The sequence below is a fragment of the Enterobacter sp. JH25 genome, assembly GCF_021725435.1.
Taxonomy (GTDB): Bacteria; Pseudomonadota; Gammaproteobacteria; order Enterobacterales; family Enterobacteriaceae; genus Enterobacter; species Enterobacter intestinihominis.
In genome coordinates, this window is record NZ_CP091319.1 from 450156 (window position 1) to 473770 (window position 23615).

Annotated in this window: 21 protein-coding genes; 12 read left to right on the plus strand and 9 right to left on the minus strand. The window is 56.1% G+C overall.

The features are described from left to right. Positions 1-3: 3 nt before the first annotated feature. The 3 genes from rpsR (at position 4) to L2Y28_RS02195 (ending at position 1804) form a co-directional block, all read left to right on the plus strand. Complete coding sequence (gene rpsR, locus L2Y28_RS02185; protein WP_000135199.1) at positions 4-231, plus strand: 30S ribosomal protein S18; 228 nt, start codon at positions 4-6, stop codon at positions 229-231. A gap of 41 nt (positions 232-272) precedes the next feature. After that, entirely contained in the window at positions 273-722 is a 450-nt protein-coding gene (gene rplI / locus L2Y28_RS02190; protein ID WP_006810372.1) for a 50S ribosomal protein L9, read from the plus strand. Between the two features lie 152 nt (positions 723-874). After that, positions 875-1804 (plus strand): DMT family transporter, encoded by a 930-nt coding sequence (locus tag L2Y28_RS02195; RefSeq protein ID WP_022646837.1) that lies wholly within the window; start codon positions 875-877, stop codon positions 1802-1804. Between the two features lie 46 nt (positions 1805-1850). On the opposite strand, the gene L2Y28_RS02200 is transcribed toward L2Y28_RS02195, so the two are convergent. Next, a complete protein-coding gene (locus L2Y28_RS02200) occupies positions 1851-2489 on the minus strand; it encodes an OapA family protein (protein WP_022646838.1) in 639 nt (212 codons plus the stop codon). Between the two features lie 231 nt (positions 2490-2720). On the opposite strand from L2Y28_RS02200, the gene fklB reads away from it, so the two are divergent. Together fklB and cycA are read left to right on the plus strand one after the other, a co-directional pair. Continuing rightward, on the plus strand, positions 2721-3341 hold the full coding sequence (gene fklB / locus L2Y28_RS02205) for an FKBP-type peptidyl-prolyl cis-trans isomerase (protein ID WP_022646839.1): 621 nt from the start codon (positions 2721-2723) through the stop codon (positions 3339-3341). A 315-nt stretch (positions 3342-3656) separates the two neighbouring features. Further along, a complete protein-coding gene (gene cycA / locus L2Y28_RS02210; RefSeq protein WP_022646840.1) occupies positions 3657-5066 on the plus strand; it encodes a D-serine/D-alanine/glycine transporter in 1410 nt (469 codons plus the stop codon). A gap of 86 nt (positions 5067-5152) precedes the next feature. Here the strand turns inward: cycA and ytfE are convergent, their stop codons facing one another. After that, positions 5153-5815 carry an iron-sulfur cluster repair protein YtfE gene (ytfE, locus tag L2Y28_RS02215; protein ID WP_022646841.1) on the minus strand — a complete coding sequence of 221 codons (663 nt, stop codon included), beginning with the start codon at positions 5813-5815 and terminating at the stop codon, positions 5153-5155. 245 nt (positions 5816-6060) lie between these two features. On the opposite strand from ytfE, the gene L2Y28_RS02220 reads away from it, so the two are divergent. Beyond that, positions 6061-7707, plus strand: a complete 1647-nt coding sequence (locus tag L2Y28_RS02220; protein ID WP_022646842.1) for a methyl-accepting chemotaxis protein — start codon at positions 6061-6063, stop codon at positions 7705-7707. Between the two features lie 80 nt (positions 7708-7787). Here L2Y28_RS02220 and L2Y28_RS02225 read toward each other — a convergent pair whose 3' ends face one another. The 3 genes from L2Y28_RS02225 to L2Y28_RS02235 form a co-directional block, all read right to left on the minus strand. Continuing rightward, positions 7788-8753, minus strand: coding sequence for a DMT family transporter (locus L2Y28_RS02225; RefSeq protein WP_022646843.1), 966 nt, complete (start codon positions 8751-8753; stop codon positions 7788-7790). A 75-nt stretch (positions 8754-8828) separates the two neighbouring features. Beyond that, positions 8829-9653 carry an AraC family transcriptional regulator gene (locus tag L2Y28_RS02230; protein ID WP_022646844.1) on the minus strand — a complete coding sequence of 275 codons (825 nt, stop codon included), beginning with the start codon at positions 9651-9653 and terminating at the stop codon, positions 8829-8831. Between the two features lie 81 nt (positions 9654-9734). After that, positions 9735-10583, minus strand: a complete 849-nt coding sequence (locus L2Y28_RS02235; RefSeq protein WP_022646845.1) for an SDR family oxidoreductase — start codon at positions 10581-10583, stop codon at positions 9735-9737. Positions 10584-10667: 84 nt separating this feature from the next. On the opposite strand from L2Y28_RS02235, the gene L2Y28_RS02240 reads away from it, so the two are divergent. After that, on the plus strand, positions 10668-11054 hold the full coding sequence (locus L2Y28_RS02240) for a helix-turn-helix domain-containing protein (protein WP_022646846.1): 387 nt from the start codon (positions 10668-10670) through the stop codon (positions 11052-11054). A 93-nt stretch (positions 11055-11147) separates the two neighbouring features. Here L2Y28_RS02240 and L2Y28_RS02245 read toward each other — a convergent pair whose 3' ends face one another. Continuing rightward, entirely contained in the window at positions 11148-13091 is a 1944-nt protein-coding gene (locus tag L2Y28_RS02245; protein ID WP_022646847.1) for a bifunctional 2',3'-cyclic-nucleotide 2'-phosphodiesterase/3'-nucleotidase, read from the minus strand. Between the two features lie 190 nt (positions 13092-13281). Here L2Y28_RS02245 and cysQ point away from each other — a divergent pair, with 190 nt between their 5' ends. Then, entirely contained in the window at positions 13282-14022 is a 741-nt protein-coding gene (gene cysQ, locus L2Y28_RS02250) for a 3'(2'),5'-bisphosphate nucleotidase CysQ (RefSeq protein WP_022646848.1), read from the plus strand. Here the strand turns inward: cysQ and L2Y28_RS02255 are convergent. Then, positions 14016-14573, minus strand: coding sequence for a YtfJ family protein (locus L2Y28_RS02255; RefSeq protein ID WP_017383934.1), 558 nt, complete (start codon positions 14571-14573; stop codon positions 14016-14018). The genes cysQ and L2Y28_RS02255 overlap by 7 nt on opposite strands. Before the next feature lie 324 nt (positions 14574-14897). Here L2Y28_RS02255 and L2Y28_RS02260 point away from each other — a divergent pair, with 324 nt between their 5' ends. Further along, on the plus strand, positions 14898-15104 hold the full coding sequence (locus L2Y28_RS02260; protein WP_003856054.1) for a DUF1107 domain-containing protein: 207 nt from the start codon (positions 14898-14900) through the stop codon (positions 15102-15104). Between the two features lie 76 nt (positions 15105-15180). On the opposite strand, the gene L2Y28_RS02265 is transcribed toward L2Y28_RS02260, so the two are convergent. Together L2Y28_RS02265 and msrA are read right to left on the minus strand one after the other, a co-directional pair. Then, positions 15181-16518 (minus strand): hemolysin family protein, encoded by a 1338-nt coding sequence (locus L2Y28_RS02265; protein WP_022646849.1) that lies wholly within the window; start codon positions 16516-16518, stop codon positions 15181-15183. Between the two features lie 250 nt (positions 16519-16768). After that, a complete protein-coding gene (msrA, locus tag L2Y28_RS02270) occupies positions 16769-17410 on the minus strand; it encodes a peptide-methionine (S)-S-oxide reductase MsrA (protein ID WP_003856057.1) in 642 nt (213 codons plus the stop codon). Positions 17411-17634: 224 nt separating this feature from the next. Between msrA and tamA the strand changes: the two genes are divergently transcribed. The 3 genes from tamA to L2Y28_RS02285 are packed head-to-tail and all read left to right on the plus strand — an operon-like array spanning position 17635 to position 23488. Beyond that, positions 17635-19368, plus strand: coding sequence for an autotransporter assembly complex protein TamA (gene tamA, locus L2Y28_RS02275; RefSeq protein WP_022646850.1), 1734 nt, complete (start codon positions 17635-17637; stop codon positions 19366-19368). Further along, positions 19365-23141 (plus strand): autotransporter assembly complex protein TamB, encoded by a 3777-nt coding sequence (gene tamB, locus L2Y28_RS02280; protein WP_022646851.1) that lies wholly within the window; start codon positions 19365-19367, stop codon positions 23139-23141. Before tamA ends, tamB begins: the two co-directional genes overlap by 4 nt. 2 nt (positions 23142-23143) lie before the next feature. Beyond that, positions 23144-23488 carry a gamma-glutamylcyclotransferase gene (locus L2Y28_RS02285; protein ID WP_022646852.1) on the plus strand — a complete coding sequence of 115 codons (345 nt, stop codon included), beginning with the start codon at positions 23144-23146 and terminating at the stop codon, positions 23486-23488. Positions 23489-23615: the final 127 nt, after the last annotated feature.

Here is a 23615-nt window from a genome sequence, read left to right on the forward strand (position 1 = left end):
CAAATGGCACGTTATTTCCGTCGTCGCAAGTTCTGCCGTTTCACCGCGGAAGGCGTTCAAGAGATCGACTATAAAGATATCGCAACGCTGAAAAACTACATCACCGAAAGCGGTAAGATTGTCCCAAGCCGTATCACCGGTACTCGTGCAAAATATCAGCGTCAGCTGGCTCGCGCTATCAAACGCGCTCGCTACCTGTCTCTGCTGCCGTACACTGATCGTCATCAGTAATCGGGCACGGTCCATTAATACGACTTTAAGAGGATAAGGTAATGCAAGTTATTCTGCTTGATAAAGTAGCAAACCTGGGCAGCCTGGGTGATCAGGTAAACGTTAAAGCGGGTTACGCTCGTAACTTCCTGGTACCACAGGGTAAAGCTGTTCCAGCTACTAAGAAAAACGTAGAGTTTTTCGAAGCACGTCGTGCTGAACTGGAAGCCAAACTGGCTGACGTTCTGGCGGCTGCTAACGCTCGCGCTGAAGCAATCAACGCACTGGGCACCGTTACCATCGCGTCTAAAGCTGGCGATGAAGGTAAACTGTTCGGTTCCATCGGTACCCGCGATATCGCTGATGCAGTCACTGCAGCAGGCGTTAAAGTGGCTAAGAGCGAAGTTCGCATGCCGAACGGCGTTCTGCGTACCACTGGTGAGCACGAAGTTGACTTCCAGGTTCACAGCGAAGTGTTCGCTAAACTGGTTGTTAACGTAGTAGCTGAGTAATTTTTTACTCTGCTCACGTCGAAGCGCCGGCCTTGTGCCGGCGTTTTGCTTTTTAGCGTGACCCTACGTCATGTTTTGCGATTGTAAGGTCGCTATTCCTGATGCATTCTCTGATAATAAATTGAAACGCAATTTTATTTATGAGATTTGTCATGGATACCGCTCTGCCCACGCCCGTCTTTGCCCGTCGAAATGTGGCCTATGCCTGCGCCACGCTCTGCTGTCTGCTTTGGGGAAGCTCATACCCGGCCATTAAAAGCGGCTACGAACTCTTCCAGATCGCGACCGATGATATTCCGTCCAAAGTCGTCTTTGCCGGATACCGTTTTCTGTTTGCCGGTGCGTTGCTGCTGCTCTTTGCCCTGGCCCAGCGTAAACCGATTGCCAGGCTCACACCCACGCAGTTTGGTCAGCTCACGATCCTCGGGCTGACCCAGACCACCATCCAGTACACCTTCTTTTATATCGGCCTTGCTTACACCACCGGGGTGAACGGCTCGATCATGAATGCCACCGGGACCTTCTTCAGCGTGCTGCTGGCGCACTTTATCTACCACAACGACAAACTCAGCTATAACAAAACGCTGGGCTGTGTTCTGGGCTTTACCGGCGTGATGCTGGTGAACTTCCACGGCGGGTTAAGTGATTTCCAGTTTGTCTGGCAAGGTGACGGATTTGTGGTGCTGGCGGCCTTTATTCTCTCTGCGGCCACGCTTTACGGGAAACGCATTTCCCAGACCGTTGACCCGACGGTGATGACGGGATGGCAGCTGGCGATAGGCGGGGCGGCACTGGTTGTGGGAGGCTATGCCACGGGCGGGGCGCTGGAGGTGCACAGCATGAAGGCCGTCGCCGTACTGGGGTATCTGACGCTGCTCTCATCCGTGGCGTTCGCCCTGTGGAGCGCGCTGCTGAAAGTGAACCGCGTGAGTATGATTGCCCCGTTCAACTTTGTCATACCTGTAGCAGGAACGGTGCTCTCCGCCATATTCCTCGGCGAAGACATTCTGGACATCAAATACGCGATTGCGCTGGTGCTAGTCTGCTCGGGGATCTGGTGGGTGAATAAACGTCGTGCCTGAGAACAAAAGTGCCGGGGGGCGGCTTCGCCTTACCCGGCCTGGGCTATTAACGTGCTCTGATAAAACTGCCGTCCGGCTGGCGGGTAAACAGTACCTGCTGCCCGTTTCCGGTATCGATCGTTAACCCGGTCACCACCCCACTGGCATTCTGGCGGATCTGCACCATCTGACCATTTTGCAGGTTGCTGAGCGGCTTGCCAGCCCCCTCGACTTGCGCCATGGCATACACATCCGTTGCCGGCAGATTGTGGTCGCGGAACAGCTGAGCAAGGGTTTTCCCTGGCTCTACGCGATACGAACGCCACTGCTGCTCAATGCCGGTGGGCTGTTGCGCCTGTGGCTCTGAAGGGGCGGCGGCCTGCTCCTGATCTTCCTGAACAGGTTCAGGTTCAACCGGCGCAACCTGGCCCGGATCGTTAGACGGTGTGACCAGTTGCGTCTGCATCGGCTGTGAATCAGGCTGCGGCTGGCTTTGCGACTGGATATCCAGCTCAGCATTGCGGCTTACCGGACCGGTATCAACGTTGTCACTGCCGGAAGGAAGCAGGAAACCGATGACCATCAGCATCGCGCCGATGATAATGCCTCTGCGGTGCAAAGGCGGCAGCGGGTCCATGATGCGAAAGTTATCCGGCGCATGCCAGATTTTCGCCAGGGTAGGTTTCAGTTCAAATCGCCCGGGCATGGCTCTCCTCCTGCTCCGCGTCTTTTTATCCTGTCCTGAGAAGTGTAGTTTGCTAACTGCCTGATGGGTGTAACAAAGCCAGCTTTCGTGACATATATTAGGGAAAATCCTGACGGCTACTATTGTTTCCGTTTCGTCGCAGTTTGTCACCTTTACTTAAGACAAAGTTTTACCCATAAGGGCATGGCTGATATGCTGCCCGCTACTTTAAATGTGATGGAAGGAAAACCCATGACCACCCCGACTTTTGACACTATCGAAGCGCAGGCAAGCTACGGCATCGGCTTGCAGGTAGGACAGCAGCTGAGCGAATCCGGCCTGGAAGGTCTGTTACCGGAAGCGCTGGTGGCGGGTATCGCTGACGCGCTGGAAGGCAAGCAGCCCGCTGTGCCGGTTGACGTTGTGCACCGTGCGCTGCGTGAAATCCACGAACGTGCTGACACTGTACGTCGCGCGCGTTTCGAAGAGATGGCGGCAGAAGGCGTGAAATATCTGGAAGAGAACCGTGAGCGTGAAGGCGTGAACAGCACCGAGTCCGGCTTGCAGTTCCGCGTAATCAATCAGGGTGATGGCGCAATCCCGGCGCGTACCGACCACGTTCGCGTACACTACACCGGTAAGCTGATCGACGGCACCGTGTTCGACAGCTCCGTCGCGCGTGGCGAACCGGCTGAATTCCCGGTCAACGGCGTGATTGCAGGCTGGATCGAAGCCCTGACCCTGATGCCAGTAGGTTCAAAATGGGAACTGACTATCCCGCACAACCTGGCATACGGCGAGCGTGGCGCTGGCGCGTCCATTCCGCCATTCAGCACCCTGGTGTTTGAAGTCGAGCTGCTGGAAATCCTGTAATCTGTTTTTCTTATTTTCCTCTCTCCAGTCGGGGAGAGGAAAATAGCGATAAAACCTGGAGTTACGACGGAATCAACATTTTGTATTGCAAACGAAACTGTTACGTGTATTTTTGTGAGCTGTTTCGCGCTGTATGAGTGATATGACACTCACTTTCAACATATTATTAACATAATATTCAAATCATAGTATTCATCCCGCCGATTCTTACCTACTATCGATAAGCCCTTATAAAGGGAACGTCATTTTTTTTGGCGTATTTAAAGGCCAGAAGAGCCTTAACAACACAGACAGGCATAAACAGGAAAATATCACATGGTAGATCAGGTCAAAGTCGCCGCCGCAGAAGAGGCGACGTCTGAACAGTCGCTACGGCGAAATCTCACGAACCGTCACATTCAGCTCATTGCCATTGGCGGCGCCATCGGCACAGGGCTATTTATGGGCTCGGGCAAAACTATCAGTCTTGCAGGCCCGTCGATCATCTTCGTTTATATGATCATCGGTTTTATGCTCTTTTTCGTGATGCGTGCAATGGGTGAATTGCTGCTCTCGAACCTCGAATACAAATCCTTCAGCGACTTCGCTTCAGACCTGCTTGGCCCGTGGGCGGGCTATTTTACCGGCTGGACCTACTGGTTCTGCTGGGTGGTTACCGGCATGGCGGATGTTGTCGCTATTACGGCTTACGCCCAATTCTGGTTCCCCGGCCTGTCGGACTGGGTGGCCTCGCTGGCGGTGATTGTCCTGCTGCTGAGCCTCAACCTCGCGACCGTTAAAATGTTCGGTGAGATGGAGTTCTGGTTCGCGATGATCAAAATCGTCGCCATCATCGCGCTGATTGTCGTCGGGCTGGTAATGGTGCTGACGCACTTCCAGTCGCCAACTGGCGTTCAGGCCTCGTTTGCCCATCTGTGGAATGATGGCGGCTGGTTCCCGAAAGGCATCAGCGGCTTCTTCGCCGGTTTCCAGATTGCGGTGTTCGCGTTTGTCGGGATTGAGCTGGTGGGGACCACGGCGGCGGAAACTAAAGATCCGGAGAAATCCCTGCCGCGCGCGATCAACTCCATTCCGCTGCGTATCATCATGTTCTACGTGTTCGCGCTGATCATCATTATGTCCGTGACGCCATGGAGCTCAGTAGTGCCAACCAAGAGCCCGTTCGTCGAGCTGTTCGTTCTGGTGGGGCTGCCTGCTGCCGCGAGCCTGATTAACTTCGTGGTGCTGACCTCTGCGGCCTCTTCCGCGAACAGCGGCGTCTTCTCCACCAGCCGTATGCTGTTTGGTCTGGCGCAGGAGGGCGTTGCCCCGAGCGCGTTCGCCAAACTGTCTAAACGTGCGGTACCGGCGAAAGGGCTGACCTTCTCCTGCATCTGTCTGCTGGGCGGTGTGGTGATGCTCTACGTTAACCCGAGCGTAATCGGCGCGTTCACCATGATCACCACGGTGTCGGCGATCCTGTTTATGTTCGTCTGGACCATCATCCTCTGCTCATACCTGGTGTACCGCAAACAGCGTCCACATCTGCATGAGAAGTCGATCTACAAGATGCCACTGGGCAAGCTGATGTGCTGGGTGTGCATGGCGTTCTTCGTCTTCGTGCTGGTGCTACTGACGCTGGAAGAAGATACCCGTCAGGCGCTCATCGTCACGCCGCTGTGGTTTATCGCGCTGGGGCTGGGCTGGCTGTTTATCGGTAAGAAACGGATGGCAGGCATGCGTTAAGCATGTTGCCGGGTGGCGCTGACGCTTACCCGGCCTACGTTCGAGGACGTTGTAGGCCCGGTAAGCGCTAGCGCCACCGGGCTTTTTTATCTACCCGATAATGCACGCGGGAACAGAACGTTATTCTCAAGACTGATGTGTTCCATCAGATCGTCGATCATCTCGTTGATGCCGTTGTACATCGCTTTCCAGGTGGTGCACGCCTCTGGTGGCGGTGTGACATTGTGGGTGGTGTGTTTGATCACTTCCAGCAGTTCGCCGGCGTCATCATGTTCGCTTTCCATCACGCTGATTGGCCCCATTGCCTGGCTGCCCATGCCCTGTTTGATCATCGGGAAGAGGATCTGCTCCTCTTTCATCATGTGGCTGGATAGTTCTTCGTGCAGCATGGTCAGGTATTTCGCCAGGCCGCGCGGTACGGAAGGTTTATCGGCGTGAACGCGCTCAACTTTGGTGGCCTGTAAAATCAGCTCCGGCAGCTGTTCGCGGTGACGGTCGTGGTAACGCACAATGATATGGTCGATGATTTCAGCCAGCGGCGCGGTGCGCCAGTCTTTGTCGACAGGCTGTTCTGCCAGCTTAGCCAGCTCCGCTTCGATAGCTTCTACATCCAGCTCTTTACGCGACGCTGCGCGCGCCAGCGTTTGCTTACCGCCGCAGCAGTAATCCATATCGTATTTACGGAACAGCGCTGAAGCGCGAGGGATGGAGAGCGCCAGCTCGCCTAAGGGTTGGTCGCGGAAGGCCATAGCAGTTACCTCATCATCAGGAATATAAGATGCATTTTAAATGCATCTTTATGTGGATACTATAACCCTTTAGAGGCAAGGGTAAAAATGAGAAGGGGATCACAAAAAAATCGTGCTTTTAACTTGCTGATTGAATGCAGAAAAGGGCTTTCGAAAGTTTTTAAAGGTGGAGAAACAGTAAACAACCTGCCGCGCGTGCCGATAGATACAGGTCAGACAATACCTGTATATAAAAAAGGCAACGCATGTTTAAACGTATAAAAGTCATTACTCTTTTGATTTCGGTGCTGCTTGTGCTCGGCATCATGCAACTGATCTCCGCCGGCATTTTCATTAATGCGCTCAATAACGACAAAGAGAACTTCACCGTTTCTCAGCTTTCCAGCCAGAACGTCGCGGAGTTTACCGACGCCTGGATCAGCCTGAATCAGGCGCGTGTCACCCTTAACCGCGGCATGCTGCGTCTGCAAAGCAGCATGGCGTCGCAGATTAACGGCGGGCAGCTGAACGAGCTGGTCAATACCGCGAAAAACCTGCTGGCTGATGCCCAGACACATTACGATAAATATTACGCGCTGCCGGAAACGCCGGGTATGGACGAGCACCTGGCCGACAGGCTGGAAGAGCACTACCGCATCTACTCCGCCACGCTGACGCAAATGAACGTTCTGCTGGGGCAGGGCAATCTGGAGGATATGTTCAAACAAAATGCCGAACAGAAGCAGACCGCGATGCAAAAGGTCTATCGCGAATGGCGCGAGGCGCAGGCCGCGCTCACCGACAAAGGCATCAAAGACAATGAAAGCGACTACAAACGCATTCTGTGGATCCTCTCTGCGGTGATGCTGCTGGTGATCGCGGTGATTATTTCCAGCTGGATTGCGATGCGCCGCGTGCTGCTGCTGCCGCTGGAAGAGGTGATCAGCCATATCCGCGCCATTGCGGCAGGGGATTTAACCCAGCCGATTCAGGCTGAGGGTAAAAACGAAATGGCAATCCTGGCGCGCAACGTCCAAGAGATGCAGACCGCGCTGGCCAACACGGTGGGCGTGGTGCGTGAAGGCGCAGATACCATCTACACCGGCGCGGGTGAAATCTCGGCGGGCAGCAACGATCTCTCGTCTCGCACCGAGCAGCAGGCCGCTTCTCTGGAAGAGACGGCAGCCAGCATGGAACAGCTGACTGCCACCGTGAAGCAAAACGCCGATAACGCGCGTCAGGCGTCGCGTCTGGCGCTGGACGCCTCCTCCACCGCGAAGAAGGGCGGAAACGTGGTAGAAGGCGTGGTGCGCACCATGGACGAAATCGCCACCAGTTCCAGCAAAATTGCGCAAATTACCAACGTAATCGATGGCATTGCTTTCCAGACCAATATTCTGGCGCTGAACGCGGCGGTAGAAGCGGCGCGTGCGGGCGAGCAGGGGCGTGGCTTCGCGGTTGTCGCGGGTGAGGTGCGTACCCTTGCCCAGCGCAGCGCTCAGGCGGCGAAAGAGATCAAAGCCCTGATCGATGATTCCGGCGAGCGCGTTAACGCGGGCTCTCAGCTGGTAAATGAAGCGGGCGCGACGATGGCAGAGATCGTTAATGCAGTTACGCGCGTGACGGACATCATGGGTGAGATTGCGTCGGCCTCCGACGAACAGAGCCGCGGTATCGACCAGGTGGGCCAGGCGGTGGCGGAGATGGATCGCGTTACCCAGCAGAACGCCTCGCTGGTGGAGGAGTCTGCGGCGGCGGCGGCGGCGCTGGAAGATCAGGCCGCGCGCCTGAACGACGCGGTGGCGGTGTTTAAGATCACCCGTAACCAGGCGGTGAAAGCCGCGCCGGTAAAGACCTATGTACCTAAAGCGCAGCCCGTAGCGGCGTCTGAAGCGAACTGGGAAACGTTCTGATACTGTGCCGGGTGGCGCTGACGCTTACCCGGCCTACGGTTTTGTAGGCCCTGCAAGCTAAGCGCCGCTGGTCGAAAAGCTCACCCCTCCGACGCCGGAACGACCATCGGTTTTTCCGGCTTCGCTCTCACCGCAATCACCACCCCAACGACCAGCAGCGCGATCCCGCAGGCCGTTAGCAGCGGCGGCACGCTCTGGCGCATCAGGAAGGTATAGAGCAGCCCGGCCAGCGTTTCAAAGACAATCAGCGGCCCCAGTATCACCGTCGGCAGCTTCTGGCTGGCAATGTTCCAGCACAGTGCGCCAACCCACGAACAGAGCACGGCAATGGCGACCATTAGCCCGACGAATATCCACGGGCGCGGTCCGAAGGGCAGGGTAAATGCCGGTTGCTGGCTACCCAGCCAGACACACGCGCCCACATAGCCCAGCAACGAGACAGGAAGCGTGACCAGCGCCTGCGCCGTCGCCCACATCATCGGATGCTTATCCGGGTTTTCCCGCAGCCAGCGTGCGTTGCGCAGGGCATACCAGGCCCAGCAGACAACCGAAATAACCGCCAGAAAGATCCCAGAACCGTAACGCCACAAGCTGAAGTTTTCGAGGCCGTGGCGTAGCTCGGCAATATTCACGCACACCAGCCCCACGGCGATGCATACCAGCGCAGGCACCATCTTTGACCACGCCAGTTTCCCGTCACGCTGGCTATAAAGCAGGTTTGCGAAAACCGGAATGACCACCGGCAGCGTGCCGATAATCATGGTCGACACCGGCGCACCGGTACGCTGAATGGCGCTCGCCAGGCAGACGTAGTAGATAAGATTACCCATCATGGTCAGCCACAGCGCGGTGAGCCAGTCCTGGCGACTCAGCTGGCGCAGACGCGCACGCCCCAGCCATGCCAGCGGCACGGCAATAAGCCCCAGCGCCAGATAGCGTCCGGTCGACTGCAATATTGCCGGGTACTCCGGCACAATCAGCGGGCCGACGAAAATCAGCCCCCACATCAACCCTGCAAGCAGGGCATACAACACGCCGCTAATCATCTTTTCGTCCACAGTAATACATGTTGTAGCCAGTGTAGGAGGCACAGATGCACGCGTATTGTATGAGGTTGCGCATTAGCGCGGCGAAACCTGCTTCTGGTAACGCACGGGCGTAATGCCGTAGCGGCGGGTAAAGGCGCGGGTCAGGTGAGACTGATCGGTCAGCCCCGTTGCGGCGGCCACCTCGGCGGCAGGCATGCCGTGGGTGAGGAATGCTTTGGCGCGCCACAGCCGGATGGCCATCAGCATCTGGTGTGGGGTGACGTGAAAATGGGCCTTAAACTGGCGCTGGAAATGGTGCGGACTGAGCGACACAACGTTCGCCAGTTCGTCCAGGGTGAGCGCGCGCATATAGTTGTCGTGCAGATAGTCGCGAACGCGCTCGAAGCGGTGCGCGCCCTCCCGGGCTACCGGCGCGTGACGGGCCAGCGGCTGGAACGTCTCAATCAGATCCAGCAGCAACCCTTTTTGTGCCAGCGCATCGTTCGTATGCCAAAGGCCGTAAATCAGCTGTCCAATTTGCTGCGAGCGCAGCGGGTCGTGGCGGGTCACGTCGCTAAACCACCAGTGGCGAAGGCCGGTGACTTCTTCCAGCAGGTCGGGTTCGATATAGACCATCCGGTAGCGCCAGCCGCCTTCGGTGGCAGATTCGCCCGTGTGGATCTCGTCCGGGTTCATGGTCACGACCGATTTTTCAGCGGCTAAGTGTTGGGTTCCGCGGTAACGGAAGCGTTCGGCGCCGGTTTCAATGGTGCCGATACCGAAGGCTTCATGCGTGTGAGGCTCAAAGGCGTAGTCAGCAATATGCGCGTGATATAGCTCCAGACCCGGCAACTGCGCCAGATGGCGAAAGCGCGCGCTGTCTCTCTCATCAGTAAACTGTTCCGGTACGCCTTGCACGGTGAGCCTCCTTGTGGGTCATCGCTTCATTATCCGAGATGACCCGAAGGGATGCCACAAAAAATAACCAATTCTTAACAATTACAGAATGGCTTTGATGCTCTCCGCCAGCGGCGTGGTCGGACGGCCAATCAGTTTGCTCAGGGTACGGCTGTCGTCAAACAGGCCGCCTTTGGACGCGCCGGTATCGGAATCCGCCAGCATCTCCGCCAGCCCGGCAGGCAGACCAACGCCTTTCAGTGCGGCGGCATAATCGGCTTCGCTGAGGTTCTGATACGTTACCGGCTTACCGCTCTGCTTGCTAAGCTCCGCAGCTAGTTCGCTCAGCGTCCAGGCATTGTCACCTGCCAGTTCATACACCTTGCCGGCGTGACCCTCTTCAGAAATCACTTTTGCCGCAGCCGCCGCGTAATCCGCACGGGTCGCAGAGGCAATTTTGCCTTCGCCTGCGGCACCTATGAATACGCCGTGTTCCAGCGCTGGCGGCGCGCTTGCCAGGTAGTTTTCGGTGTACCAGCCGTTGCGCAGCAGGGCGTAAGGCACGCCTGAAGCCGCCAGTGCATTTTCGGTTTCGACGTGCTCAACGTGCAGACCCAGCGGGGAGGTATCCGCATGCAGCAGGCTGGTGTAGGCGATAAGTTTCACCCCGGCGGCTTTGGCGGCGTTAATCACGTTCTGATGCTGTGCGGCGCGCTGGCCCACTTCGCTGGAGGAGATAAGCAGCAGCTTATCCACGCCGTTCAGGGCGGTGGTGAACGCGGCCTGGTCGGTATAGTCCGCCTGACGTACCACAATTCCCCGCTGGCTTAAGGCGTCGGCTTTTGCCGGGTTACGCACAATAGCCACGATCTGGCTGGCCGGAACGGTTTTCAGCAGTTCTTCAATAACGTGTTGGCCAAGCTGGCCGGTTGCGCCGGTAATCGCGATCATGATGAATCTCCTTCGTGTTTGTCTGGTGTTGTGGCACACTATCACCATAACTAACTTTTAGTAAGTACGCACAAAAAGGTAAGTATGAAAACACCGATACCGACGCTCAGCGAGCAAATGCGCGATGGCAATCTCTTCGCAGAACAGTGCCCGTCACGGGAAGTGCTCAAACATGTTACCAGCCGCTGGGGCGTGCTGATCCTGGTGGCGTTACGTCAGGGGACGCATCGTTTTAGCGATCTGCGCCGCAAGCTGGGCGGTGTGAGCGAGAAGATGCTGGCCCAATCGCTTCAGGCGCTGGAGCAGGACGGGTTTGTCGATCGCGTTTCTTATCCGGTTGTGCCGCCGCACGTGGAATATAGCCTGACGCCGATGGGGCTGGAGGTGAGCGAGAAGGTGGCCGCGCTGGCTGACTGGATTGAGGTGAATACGCCGAAGGTGATGGCGAATCGGGACGATCGTGCGGCATGAAATGCCGGGTGGCGGCTTCGCCTTACCCGGCCTACCCGCAATCCTCGATCCCGTAGGCCGGGTAAGCGCAAGCGCCACCCGGCACAATCATCGCTACCTGCTCAAATCCACCTGATAAATCGCGAACCCAATATCATCCGTCGCGACCTGTTTCATCGGATACTGCGCCTTATCCTTGATAAACGCGGCTGCTTTATCGGACGGTGATGTCTCAAAGCGAATATCCAGCGTCGTGTCGCTGTGGATCGGCGCCAGACGCCAGTTGTTATCCACCGCCGGATGAATTTCACCCGCTTTTTTCGACTCCGCGCTAATCCACGCCGCCAGCACCGAACGGTTCTCATCCGGCGAGGCAAAGGCGATGTGGCTGTCACCCGTACCGGCAAACTTACCGCCATAGGCGCGGTAGTTGTTGGTCACCACCAGGAAAGAGGCATTCGGATCAATCGCTTTGCCGTTGAAGGTCAGGTGTTTGATGCGTTCTGCCTGCGGATTAATGGCCTGACATTCGCCGTCATATTTCGCGGGCTGGGTTACATCAATCTGATATTCCACGCCGTCGATCACGTCGAAGTTGTAGGTGCGGAAACCGTCCCAGTTTATCAGCGACTGCGGTTTGCTGCTGTGCGGATCGATCTGGTTGAACTGTCCGGCAGAGCACTCCAGCCACTCCTTCACCTCTTTCCCGGTGGCTTTCACCACCACGAGGGTGTTGGGATAGAGGTAGAGATCGGCGGCATTACGGAAGGTCAACTGGCCTTTTTCCACCTCAACGTAGCTGGCCGGATCGTTCTTACGCCCGCCCACTTTGAATGGCGCCGCGGCAGACAGAACCGGCAGATTGGCCAGATCCGGATCGCCCTGAATATAGTGCTCGGCATAGGCTTTCTGCGCCATGTTGACTACCTGCACGGTCGGGTCATCCTGTACCAGCGCGAGGAAGCTGTACATGTTATCAGCCGATTTACCGATCGGCTTGCTGACAAATTCACGCGTTGCGTCGTGGTCATGCTTCAGGACGTCGACCAGCTTTTTATCTTCTTCGGCCAGGGATTTTTTTGCAGCGGCATCATAAATCGGACGCGCTTCCGCTTTCGACTGCGTGACTTTCCAGCTCCCGCTGTCGTTATTCAGCACCAGATCTACCACGCCAAGGTGGTCGCCCCACATGCCCGGCATCACCGATGGCACACCGTTGAGCGTCCCTTTTTCGATGTCCGCGCCTTTGATACTGGCGAAATCTTTGCCCGGGAAGACGGCGTGGGCGTGACCAAACAGGATCGCATCGACGCCCGGTACCTGGCTGAGGTAATACACGGAGTTCTCAGCCATCGCCTGATACGGGTCGGCCGAGAGGCCAGAGTGGGCCACAACGACCACCACATCTGCGCCTTTCGCCCGCATCTCCGGCACGTATTTGCGCGCCGTTTCGGTAATGTCGTTGACGGTTACTTTCCCGTCGAGGTTGGCTTTATCCCACGTCATAATCTGCGGCGGCACAAAGCCGATATAGCCGATTTTCAGCGTCTGTTTTTTACCATCCTGGTCGACAACCTCGGTCTCTTTAATCAGGTAAGGGGTAAAGAGCGGCTTTTTCGTCTTAACGTCGATGATATTGGCATTAACGTACGGGAATTTTGCTCCTGCCAGCGCATCGTGCAGGTATTTCAGGCCGTAGTTAAATTCGTGGTTGCCCAGGTTGCCGACGGCATAGTCCAGCGTATTCATTGCCTTATAAACAGGATGGATCTCGCCTTTCTTCAGCCCCTTCGCCGCCATGTAGTCGCTGAGCGGGCTGCCCTGAATTAAGTCCCCGTTATCGACCAGCACGCTGTTTTTCACTTCACCGCGGGCGGCGTTGATCAAACTTGCCGTACGTACCAGTCCGAATTTTTCGACAGGCGTATCTTTGTAGTAATCGAAGTCCATCATGTTGCCGTGCAGATCGGTGGTTTCCAGAATGCGGAGATCCACCGTCGCTGCCTGAACGCTTGCCGCAATCAGCGTTGCCAGGAGCGTTGCGCTAAACTTAATCATCTGAGGAGTCCTTTTTTCGATCCAAGCCACAAAAGAGTATGTATGTAGTATTTGTTGCTTACAGAAGTGTGAATGCTGCCAGAAAAAAGAACGCTGAAACCAGAATTGCTTCACAGATAGCGGAATTGTTCACATTACGATATAACTAAAACAATAAGTTATGCCCACTGCGTTAACGAAGAGGTGGAGAATGTTAGATCAAATTTGTCAGCTCGCACGGGATGCGGGTGATGCCATTATGCAGGTGTACGACGGTGCGAAACCGATGGATGTTGTCAGCAAAGCGGACGACTCCCCGGTGACGGCGGCGGATATCGCGGCGCATACGGTGATCCTGAAAGGTTTGCAGACCCTGACGCCGGATATTCCGGTCCTTTCTGAAGAAGCGCCCCAGGGCTGGGACGAACGTCAGCACTGGCAGCGTTACTGGCTGGTGGACCCGCTGGACGGCACGAAAGAGTTCATCAAGCGTAACGGTGAATTTACCGTGAATATCGCCCTGATTGAAAAAGGAAAGGCGGTGCTTGGCGTGGTTTATGCCCCGGTGATGAAGGTGATGTACAGCGCGGCGGAAGGTAAAGCCTGGAAGGAAGAGTGCGGCGTGCGTAAGCAGATCCAGGTGCGAGATGCCCGTCCTCCGCTGGTGGTGATCAGCCGCTCGCACAGCGACAGCGAGCTGGAGGAGTACCTGCAACAGCTGGGCGAACACCAGACGACGTCGATCGGCTCGTCGCTGAAGTTCTGTCTGGTGGCGGAAGGGCAGGCGCAGTTGTACCCCCGTTTCGGGCCGACGAACGTCTGGGATACGGCGGCAGGGCATGCGGTGGCTGCGGCCGCTGGCGCGCATGTGCATGACTGGCAGGGTAAGCCACTGGACTACACCCCGCGCGAGTCATTCCTCAATCCTGGCTTCAGGGTGTCACTTTACTGAGTCAGCAGCTTATGCAGCAGGGCAACCACCTGCTGCACCTCATCCTGCGTCAGCGCGCCGTCCTTAACCCACTGTACGCGACCGTTTTTGTCCAGCACAACAATCGCTGAACTCTCTTCTTCCAGCTGCCACGCCTTACGCGTCACGCCGTTGCTGTCGACAATAAACTGCGACCAGGGATAGAGCTTCTTATTGCTCTCAAGGCTTGAGCGCACAAACATCCCGGAGCCGGGAATCGCGTCGTCGGTATTCACGATGGTGGTGGTCTGGTAGCGATCGTGCGGGAGTTTTGCGGCCTTGATCGCTTCCACGAGGGTGGCGTTTTTCTCTTTAGCGGATGTACGTCCGGCAATATGCTGTACAACTCTCACTTTGCCCGCAAGCTGCGCGCTATTCCAGGCTTTGTAGCTAAACTTATCATTGTCGAGAATCAATTCTCCCCGGTCAGCAATGCCGACCGGCGGGACACGTTGTCCTTTTTCAATGTTGTGTGCGGAAGCCATCAGCGGCAGCAACAGGCAAGCTGCTGCCAGGAGGTTACGTAGGGTCATGGTGTTTCCTTATTGTGAGCAGGTGATCCGACCACTTGGTCATGCGCTTTTAATCATAAGTGCGATCAATGGGCTTTTCCCGCAATCCCGATGCCAGTTTGCGGGCGAACGCACATATCCACGCAAAAACGACGGCATATACTGCTCTGTATCACGCTTTGCAAAGATTATTCTGAATAATTGTAATCAAACGGTAAATAAACTTATGCACACTGGGTAAGTACGAGGTTCTGGTCTATAGTCATTGGGCATCAAAATTTGCGCTCAGGACAGTCGGGCCGATTGTGGCACCGCAAGGGCGTATGATTCGCAGGAGATACAAGAATGAAAATTTTCCAACGCTACAACCCGCTTCAGGTGGCGAAGTACGTGAAGATCCTGTTCCGTGGACGGTTGTATATCAAGGATGTTGGCGCTTTTGAGTTCGATAAGGGCAAAATCCTTATCCCGAAAGTGAAGGACAAACAGCACTTGTCTGTGATGTCCGAAGTCAACCGTCAGGTTATGCGTCTGCAAACTGAGATGGCTTAACCAACGTGCTATGCAGTAGTAGTTAAAAAGACGGCTCCCGATGGGAGCCGTTGATGTTTGTGGGACATACAAAGGGTTACGCCGACACCTTATCTTCCGCATCTGGCAGCTTCGGTACCAGCACGGTCGGTTTACTATCAATGCGCGTTACCAGCAGCTGGTCGATGCGGTAGTTATCAATATCCACCACTTCAAACTTGAAGCCAGAGAATTTCACCGAGTCGGTACGTTTCGGGATCTTACGCAGCATAAACATCATAAAGCCGCCGATGGTCTCGTAGTTTCCGGACTGCGGGAACTCGTCGATGTCGAGCACGCGCATGACATCTTCAATCGGCGTACCACCATCGATCAGCCATGAGTTCTCATCACGCTGCACAATTTGCTCTTCCAGCCCCTGGCCGACCAGGTCGCCCATCAGCGTCGTCATGACGTCGTTGAGGGTGATAATGCCCACCACCAGCGCATATTCGTTCATGATCACCGCGAAGTCTTCACCGGCGGTTTTGAAACTTTCCAGCGCTTCGGAGAGCGTCAGGGTGTCCGGCACAATCAGGGTGTTGCGGATCTGCACGCCGCTGTTCAGCGCCAGGCTCTGGTTTGCCAGTACGCGGTTCAGCAGGTCTTTGGAGTCCACATAGCCGATGATATGGTCGATATCTTCGTTACAGACCAGGAACTTGGAGTGCGGATGCTGCGCCACTTTGGTCTTCAGGCTCTGCTCGTCTTCATGCAGATCGAACCAGATGATGTTCTCACGGCCGGTCATGGAGGACGGCACGGTACGGGATTCCAGTTCGAAAACGTTCTCGATCAGCTCGTGCTCCTGCTTGCGCAGCACGCCTGCCAGCGCCCCGGCTTCCACCACCGCATAAATATCGTCGGAGGTGATGTCGTCTTTACGCACCATCGGCAGCTTGAAGATGCGGAAAATGACGTTCGCCAGGCCGTTGAAGAACCACACCAGCGGACGGAAGACATACAGGCAGAAGCGCATCGGGTTGATGATACGCAAAGCCACAGCTTCTGGCGCAATCATACCGATGCGTTTCGGGGTCAGGTCCGCGAATAGAATGAACAAACCGGTGACCAGCGAGAAGGAGAGGATGAAGCTCAACTGCTCGGCCAGCTCTGCGGACATGTACTTTACAAAGAGGCTATAAAACGCCGGAGAAAATGCTGCATCGCCCACGATACCGCCAAGAATGGCGACCGCGTTCAGGCCAATCTGCACCACGGTAAAGAACATGCCTGGGTTTTCCTGCATTTTCAGAATGCGTGATGCGTTGATGTTGCCCTCGTCGGCAAGCAGCTTCAGTTTGATTTTACGGGAGGCAGCCAGCGAGATCTCCGATATCGAGAAAAATGCACTGACGGCAATAAGACAAAGTATTACTAAAATACTGTTTAACATAGTTTATCCGGCTTCTCGCCAGATCCTCAGAAGGGGAGTTGATACCATTCGTGTGAAGACACATTGAACTCAGCTCGTAGCGTTGAGCCGATTATTTCAGCGGTAGTATAGCGTAAAGGCGTGTAAATCTGCCAGAGGTCACGTTTTCGGCAAAAAGTGGCCGGATGAAAAGGCAGTGAGTGGTTAAGTAATGAACTGACACTTTTGCTTACAGGTGCGCCACGCGGCTCGCGTGGCGCTGATGTTGTAATCAGTCCTGCTGTGGAGGCAGACAGACGCCGATGCCGCCAATGCCGCAGTAGCCGTACGGATTTTTATGCAGATACTGCTGGTGGTCGTCTTCGGCATAGTAGAACGGTTTCGCAGTAGCGATTTCCGTCGTGACCTGACGTTTATCACCGGCTGCCTGCATCGCTTCCTGGAAACGCGTCAGGCTGGCGTGGGCCGCAGCCTCCTGCTCAGGGGTGAGCGGATAGATGGCCGAGCGGTATTGGGTGCCGTGATCGTTACCCTGACGCATGCCCTGCGCCGGGTCATGGTTTTCCCAGAACACCTGGAGCAGCTGTTCATAGCTGATGACGCTCGGGTCATACACCACACGTACCGCTTCAGCATGACCGGTCTCACCGGAACAGACTTCGCGGTAGGTTGGGTTAGGCGTATATCCTCCGGTGTAGCCCGCAGCGGTGCTGTACACGCCCGGCAGTTGCCAGAACAGGCGTTCTACGCCCCAGAAGCAGCCCATGGCAAACAGGGCGATCTCCATTCCATCAGGAACGTTTGTCATTGAATGGTTGTTTACGGCGTGTAATGTCGCCACTGGCATAGGGGTGTTGCGTCCCGGTAACGCATCGGCTTGTGATACCAGATGCTTTTTATCAAATAAACTCACGGTGGGGCCTCCGGGGTAGCGTTGTTTCGGTTAAGGTTGTCACGAAGCGTTTAATTGAACACAATAAATGCGATGAATGAGTCTAGATTTAATCATAAGAAATATTTGGGTGTTAGGCCCTTTTTCAACCCGTAATTTGGGTTTTTGGCTTTCAGGCCGTATTTTGCCGCGGAGCGGCACTGCATTTGCTTCCAGGGTGGAAACAGGGATATTCAGGAGAAAACGTGACAAAGATCCGCCAGTTATGTTTAGTCAGTTTAATGCTGACAAGCGGGATTGCCAGCGCGGCGAATGTCCGTTTGCAGGTTGAGGGGTTATCCGGGGCGCTGGAAAAAAACGTGCGTGCGCAGCTTTCCACCATCCAGAGCGATGAAGTCACGCCGGATCGGCGTTTTCGCGCGCGCGTGGATGACGCCATTCGCGAAGGCTTAAAGGCGTTGGGGTACTACGAACCCACCATTGATTTCGATTTACGCCCGCCGCCGGCTAAAGGACGTCAGGTATTGATTGCCCGCGTCTCGCCGGGAGAACCCGTCCTGATTGGCGGCACGAACGTGGTGCTGCGCGGCGGTGCACGCACGGATCGTGACTACCTGGATCTGCTCAGCAACCGCCCGAAAGTGGGCACCGTGCTTAATCACGGGGATTACGATCGCTTTAAAAAATCCTTAACCAGCGTTTCGCTGCGCAAAGGCTACTTTGACAGCCAGTTCAACAAAAGCCAGCTGGGCGTTGCGCTTGAACGACGTCAGGCATTCTGGGATATCGATTACGACAGCGGCGAGCGCTATCGGTTTGGCGATGTAACCTTTGAAGGATCGCAAATCCGTGATGAGTATCTGCAAAACCTGGTGCCGTTCAAAAAGGGCGACTACTACCAGTCTAGCGACCTGGGCGAGCTGAACCGTCGTTTATCTGCCACCGGCTGGTTTAACTCCGTGGTGGTGGCACCGCAATTTGATAAATCCCGTAAAACGAAAGTGTTACCGCTGCATGGCGTGGTCTCACCGCGCACCGAGAACACCATTGAGACCGGTGTCGGCTACTCCACGGACGTCGGCCCGCGCGTGAAAGCCTCGTGGAAAAAACCGTGGATGAACTCCTACGGTCACAGCCTGACCACCAGCCTCAGCCTGTCTGCGCCTGAACAGCAGCTGGACTTCAGCTATAAAATGCCGCTGCTGAAAAATCCGCTTGAGCAATACTACCTCGTGCAGGGCGGCTTTAAACGTACCGATTTGAACGATACCGAGCAGGATTCGACGACGCTTGCGGTATCACGCTTCTGGGATCTCTCCAGCGGCTGGCAGCGCGCCATTAACCTGCGCTGGAGCCTTGACCACTTTACTCAGGCAAACGTCACCAACACCACCATGCTGCTTTATCCGGGCGTGATGATCAGCCGTACCCGCTCGCGCGGTGGCCTGATGCCGACCTGGGGCGATTCTCAGCGCTACTCCATCGATTATTCCAACTCCGCCTGGGGCTCAGACGTGGATTTCTCCGTCGTGCAGGCGCAAAACGTCTGGATCCGTACCCTCTACGATAAGCACCGCTTTGTGGTTCGCGGCAACCTGGGCTGGATCGAAACCGGTGACTTCGAACGCGTTCCGCCAGATCTGCGTTTCTTCGCCGGGGGCGACCGCAGCATTCGCGGCTATAAGTACAAATCGATCTCACCTGAAAACGAGAAAGGCCAATTGACCGGGGCCTCTAAACTGGCGACCGGCTCGCTGGAGTATCAGTACAACGTCAGCGGCAAATGGTGGGGCGCCATGTTTGTCGACAGCGGCGAGGCGGTGAACGACATCCGCCGCAGCGATTTCAAAACCGGCGCGGGTGTGGGCGTGCGCTGGCAGTCACCGGTCGGGCCGATCAAGCTCGATTTCGCCGTTCCGGTGGGCGACAAAGAAGAACACGGTTTACAGTTTTACATCGGTCTGGGGCCTGAATTATGAGTTTATGGAAGAAGATAAGCCTCGGGGTGCTGATTTTTATCGTATTACTGCTCGGTACGGTGGCGTTTCTGGTGGGCACCACCACGGGTCTGCATCTGCTGTTTAACGCCGCGAACCGCTGGGTGCCAGGGCTGGAAATCGGCCAGGTGACGGGCGGCTGGCGCGATCTGCGCCTGAAGAATATTCGTTATGAACAGCCCGGCGTGGCGGTGAACGCGGGCGAGTTTCATCTGGCGGTCAAGCTCGGCTGCCTGCGGGACAGCCAGCTTTGCGTAAACGATCTGTCGCTAAAAGATGTGAACGTGGCGATAGACTCCAAAAAAATGCCGAAGTCTGAGCCTGTCGAAGAAGAGGACAGCGGCCCGCTGAATCTCTCCACGCCGTACCCGATTGCGCTCTACCGGGTCGCACTGGATAACGTCAATATCAAAATCGACGACACGACGGTATCGGTGATGGATTTCACCTCCGGTCTGCGCTGGCAGGAGAAAAACCTCACCCTGACCCCAACCTCCCTGCAAGGGCTGCTGATTGCGCTGCCGAAGGTGGCCGACGTGGCGCAGGAAGAGATCGTCGAGCCGAAGATCCAGAACCCGCAGCCGGAAGAAAAACCGCTGGGTGAAACGCTGAAAGATCTCTTCTCGAAACCGGTTCTGCCGGAGATGACCGACGTGCATCTGCCGCTGAACCTCAATATCGAAGAGTTTAAGGGCGAGCAGCTGCGTCTGACCGGCGATACCGATCTGACGGTCTTCAACATGCTGCTTAAAGTCAGCAGTATCGACGGCAACATGAAGCTCGACGCGCTGGATATCGATACCAACCAGGGGTCGGTAAATGCCTCAGGCAATGCGCTGCTGCGCGATAACTGGCCGGTAGATATTACCCTTAACAGCGCCCTGAACATCGATCCGCTGAAAGGCGAGAAGGTGAAGGTGAAAGTCGGCGGCGCGCTGCGCGAGAAGCTGGAGTTCGGCGTGAACCTCTCCGGCCCTGTGGATATGGTACTGCGCGGGCAAACCCAGCTGGCAGAGGCCGGTCTACCGCTCAACCTTGAGATTGTCAGCAAGCAGCTTTACTGGCCGTTCACCGGTGAAAAGCAGTTCCAGGCAGACGATCTAAAGCTGAAGCTGAGTGGCAAAATGACCGACTACACGCTGTCGTTCCGTACGGCAGTGAAGGGGCAGGGAGTACCGCCCGCCGATATTACTCTGGATGCGAAGGGTAACGAGTTGCAGGTTAACCTCGACAAGCTGACCGTGGCGGCGCTGGAAGGGAAAACCGAGCTGATCGCGCTGCTCGACTGGCAGCAGGCGATCAGCTGGCGCGGCGAGCTGAAGCTGACCGGGATCAACACCGCTAAAGAAGTCCCGGACTGGCCGTCAAAACTGAATGGTCTGATCAAAACCCGCGGTAGCCTGTACGGCGGCACCTGGCAGATGGACGTGCCGGAACTCAAGCTCACCGGTAATGTGAAGCAGAACAAAGTCAACGTAGAGGGCTCGCTTAAGGGCAACAGCTATCTCCAGTGGGTGATCCCGGGCCTGCACGTGGCGCTGGGCCGCAACACGGCAGATATCAAAGGCGAGCTGGGGGTGAAAGATCTCGATCTGGATGCCACCATCGACGCGCCAAATCTCGATAACGCCCTGCCGGGTCTTGGCGGGACGGCGAAGGGGTTAGTGAAGGTTCGAGGTACAGTGGAGGCGCCGCAGCTGCTGGCGGACATCACCGCCAATAACCTGCGCTGGCAGGAACTTTCCATTGCCCGCGTGCGCGTCGAAGGGGACGTGAAATCCACCGATCAGATCGGCGGAAACCTGGACCTGCGCGTGGAGCGTATCTCCCAGCCGGACGTGAACATCAGTCTGGTTACGCTGGCGGCAAAAGGTAACGAAAAGCAGCACGATCTCCAGCTGCGCGTGCAGGGCGAGCCGGTCTCCGGGCAACTGCACCTGACGGGCAGTTTTGACCGCCAGGCAACGCGCTGGAAGGGCGTGCTGGATAACACCCGCTTCAGCACGCCGGTCGGCCCGCTGGTGCTGTCCCGATCCATCGCGCTGGACTACCGCAATGCGGAGCAAAAGATCAGCATTGGGCCACACTGCTGGATCAACCCGAATGCTGAGCTGTGCGTGCCGCAGACCATTGATGCGGGCGCGGAAGGACGCGCGCAGATCAACCTCAACCGTTTTGACCTGGCGATGCTGAAACCGTTTATGCCGGAAACCACCCAGGCCAGCGGGGTCTTCAGCGGTAAAGCGGACGTCGCGTGGGACACCACCAAAGAGGGACTGCCGCAGGGCAGCGTTACCCTCTCCGGGCGTAACGTGAAGGTGACGCAGGAGGTCAATGACGCGCCGCTGCCGGTGGCGTTCGACACCCTGAATGTGAACGCTGACCTGCGTAACAATCGTGCGGAACTGGGATGGCTTATTCGTCTGACCAACAACGGTCAGCTTGACGGACAGGTGCAAATTACCGATCCGCAAGGGCGGCGCAATCTCGGCGGCAATGTCAATATTCGCAACTTCAACCTGGCGATGGTGAATCCGATTTTCTCGCGGGGAGAAAAGGCGGCGGGGATGCTCAGCGCCAACCTGCGTCTGGCGGGGGATGCGCAAAGCCCGCAGCTGTTTGGCCAGATGCGGTTAAACGGCGTGGACATTGACGGTAACTTTATGCCGTTCGATATGCAGCCAAGCCAGCTGACGATGAACTTTAACGGCCAAAGCTCAACCCTCAGTGGCTCAGTGCTGACACAGCAGGGACAAATCAACCTGAATGGTGACGCAGACTGGAGCCAGCTCGACAACTGGCGCGCCCGTATTGCGGCCAAGGGCAGCAGGGTGCGTATCACGGTACCGCCGATGGTGCGCCTGGACGTGTCGCCAGACGTGGTCTTTGAGGCAACGCCGAGTCTCTTCACCCTGGACGGCCGCGTCGACGTGCCCTGGGCGCGCATCGTGGTTCACGAAGTGCCGGAAAGCGCGGTTGGCGTCTCCAGTGATGAAGTTATGCTCAATGAAAATCTGAAACCTGTTGAACAGAAGAGCGCTGGCATACCGATCAATAGTAATCTTATTGTGCACGTGGGGAATAACGTGCGTTTGGACGCGTTTGGGCTGAAGGCGAGACTCACGGGTGACCTGAAGGTGGCGCAGGATCAACAGGGGCTTGGCCTCAATGGACAAATCAATATTCCTGAAGGGCGCTTCCATGCCTACGGTCAGGATTTGATTGTGCGTAAAGGTGAGCTGCTGTTCTCCGGCCCACCGGATCAGCCGGTACTCAATATCGAAGCGATCCGTAACCCGGAAGCCACCGAAGATGATGTGATTGCGGGCGTGCGCGTGACGGGCTCCGCCGATGAACCTAAGGCAGAGATCTTCTCTGACCCGGCCATGTCGCAGCAGGAAGCGCTCTCCTACCTGCTGCGCGGCCAGGGTCTGGATAGCCAACAGGGCGATGGTGCGGCAATGACATCGATGTTAGTCGGTCTGGGGGTTGCACAAAGTGGTCAGGTTGTGGGTAAAATCGGCGAGACGTTTGGCGTAAGCAATCTGGCGCTGGACACTCAGGGCGTGGGTGACTCTTCGCAGGTAGTGGTCAGCGGCTATGTACTGCCGGGTCTACAGGTAAAATATGGCGTGGGGATCTTTGACTCACTGGCTACACTCACGTTACGTTATCGCCTGATGCCTAAGCTATATCTGGAAGCAGTGTCCGGCGTAGACCAGGCACTTGATCTGCTCTATCAGTTTGAGTTTTAGCAATGCGAATATTTGTTTACGGCAGTTTACGAACCAAGCAAGGCAACAGCCACTGGATGACCAACGCCCAGTTGCTGGGAAATTACACAATCGAAAACTACCAGTTGTACAGTCTGGGCCACTATCCAGGCGCGGTTCCGGGGAACGGAACGGTACAGGGTGAGGTTTATCGTATTGATAATGCTACGCTGGCCGAACTTGATGCCTTGCGCACCAGGGGCGGTGAATACGCTCGCCAGTTGATCCAGACGCCTTACGGCAGTGCATGGATGTATGTGTACCAACGTTCGGTCAACGGGTTAACGCTGATTGAAAGCGGTAACTGGTTAGACAGAGACCAGTTCTGAAAAACGACAGCGCCACCGTAAGGTGGCGTTATCGTTTTGCGCCTCTTGCTGATTGTAGGCCCGTGCAAGCGTAGCGCCGCCGGGCGCATCGAAAGGCACAAAAAAGCCCCGACGCGCGGGGCTTAGT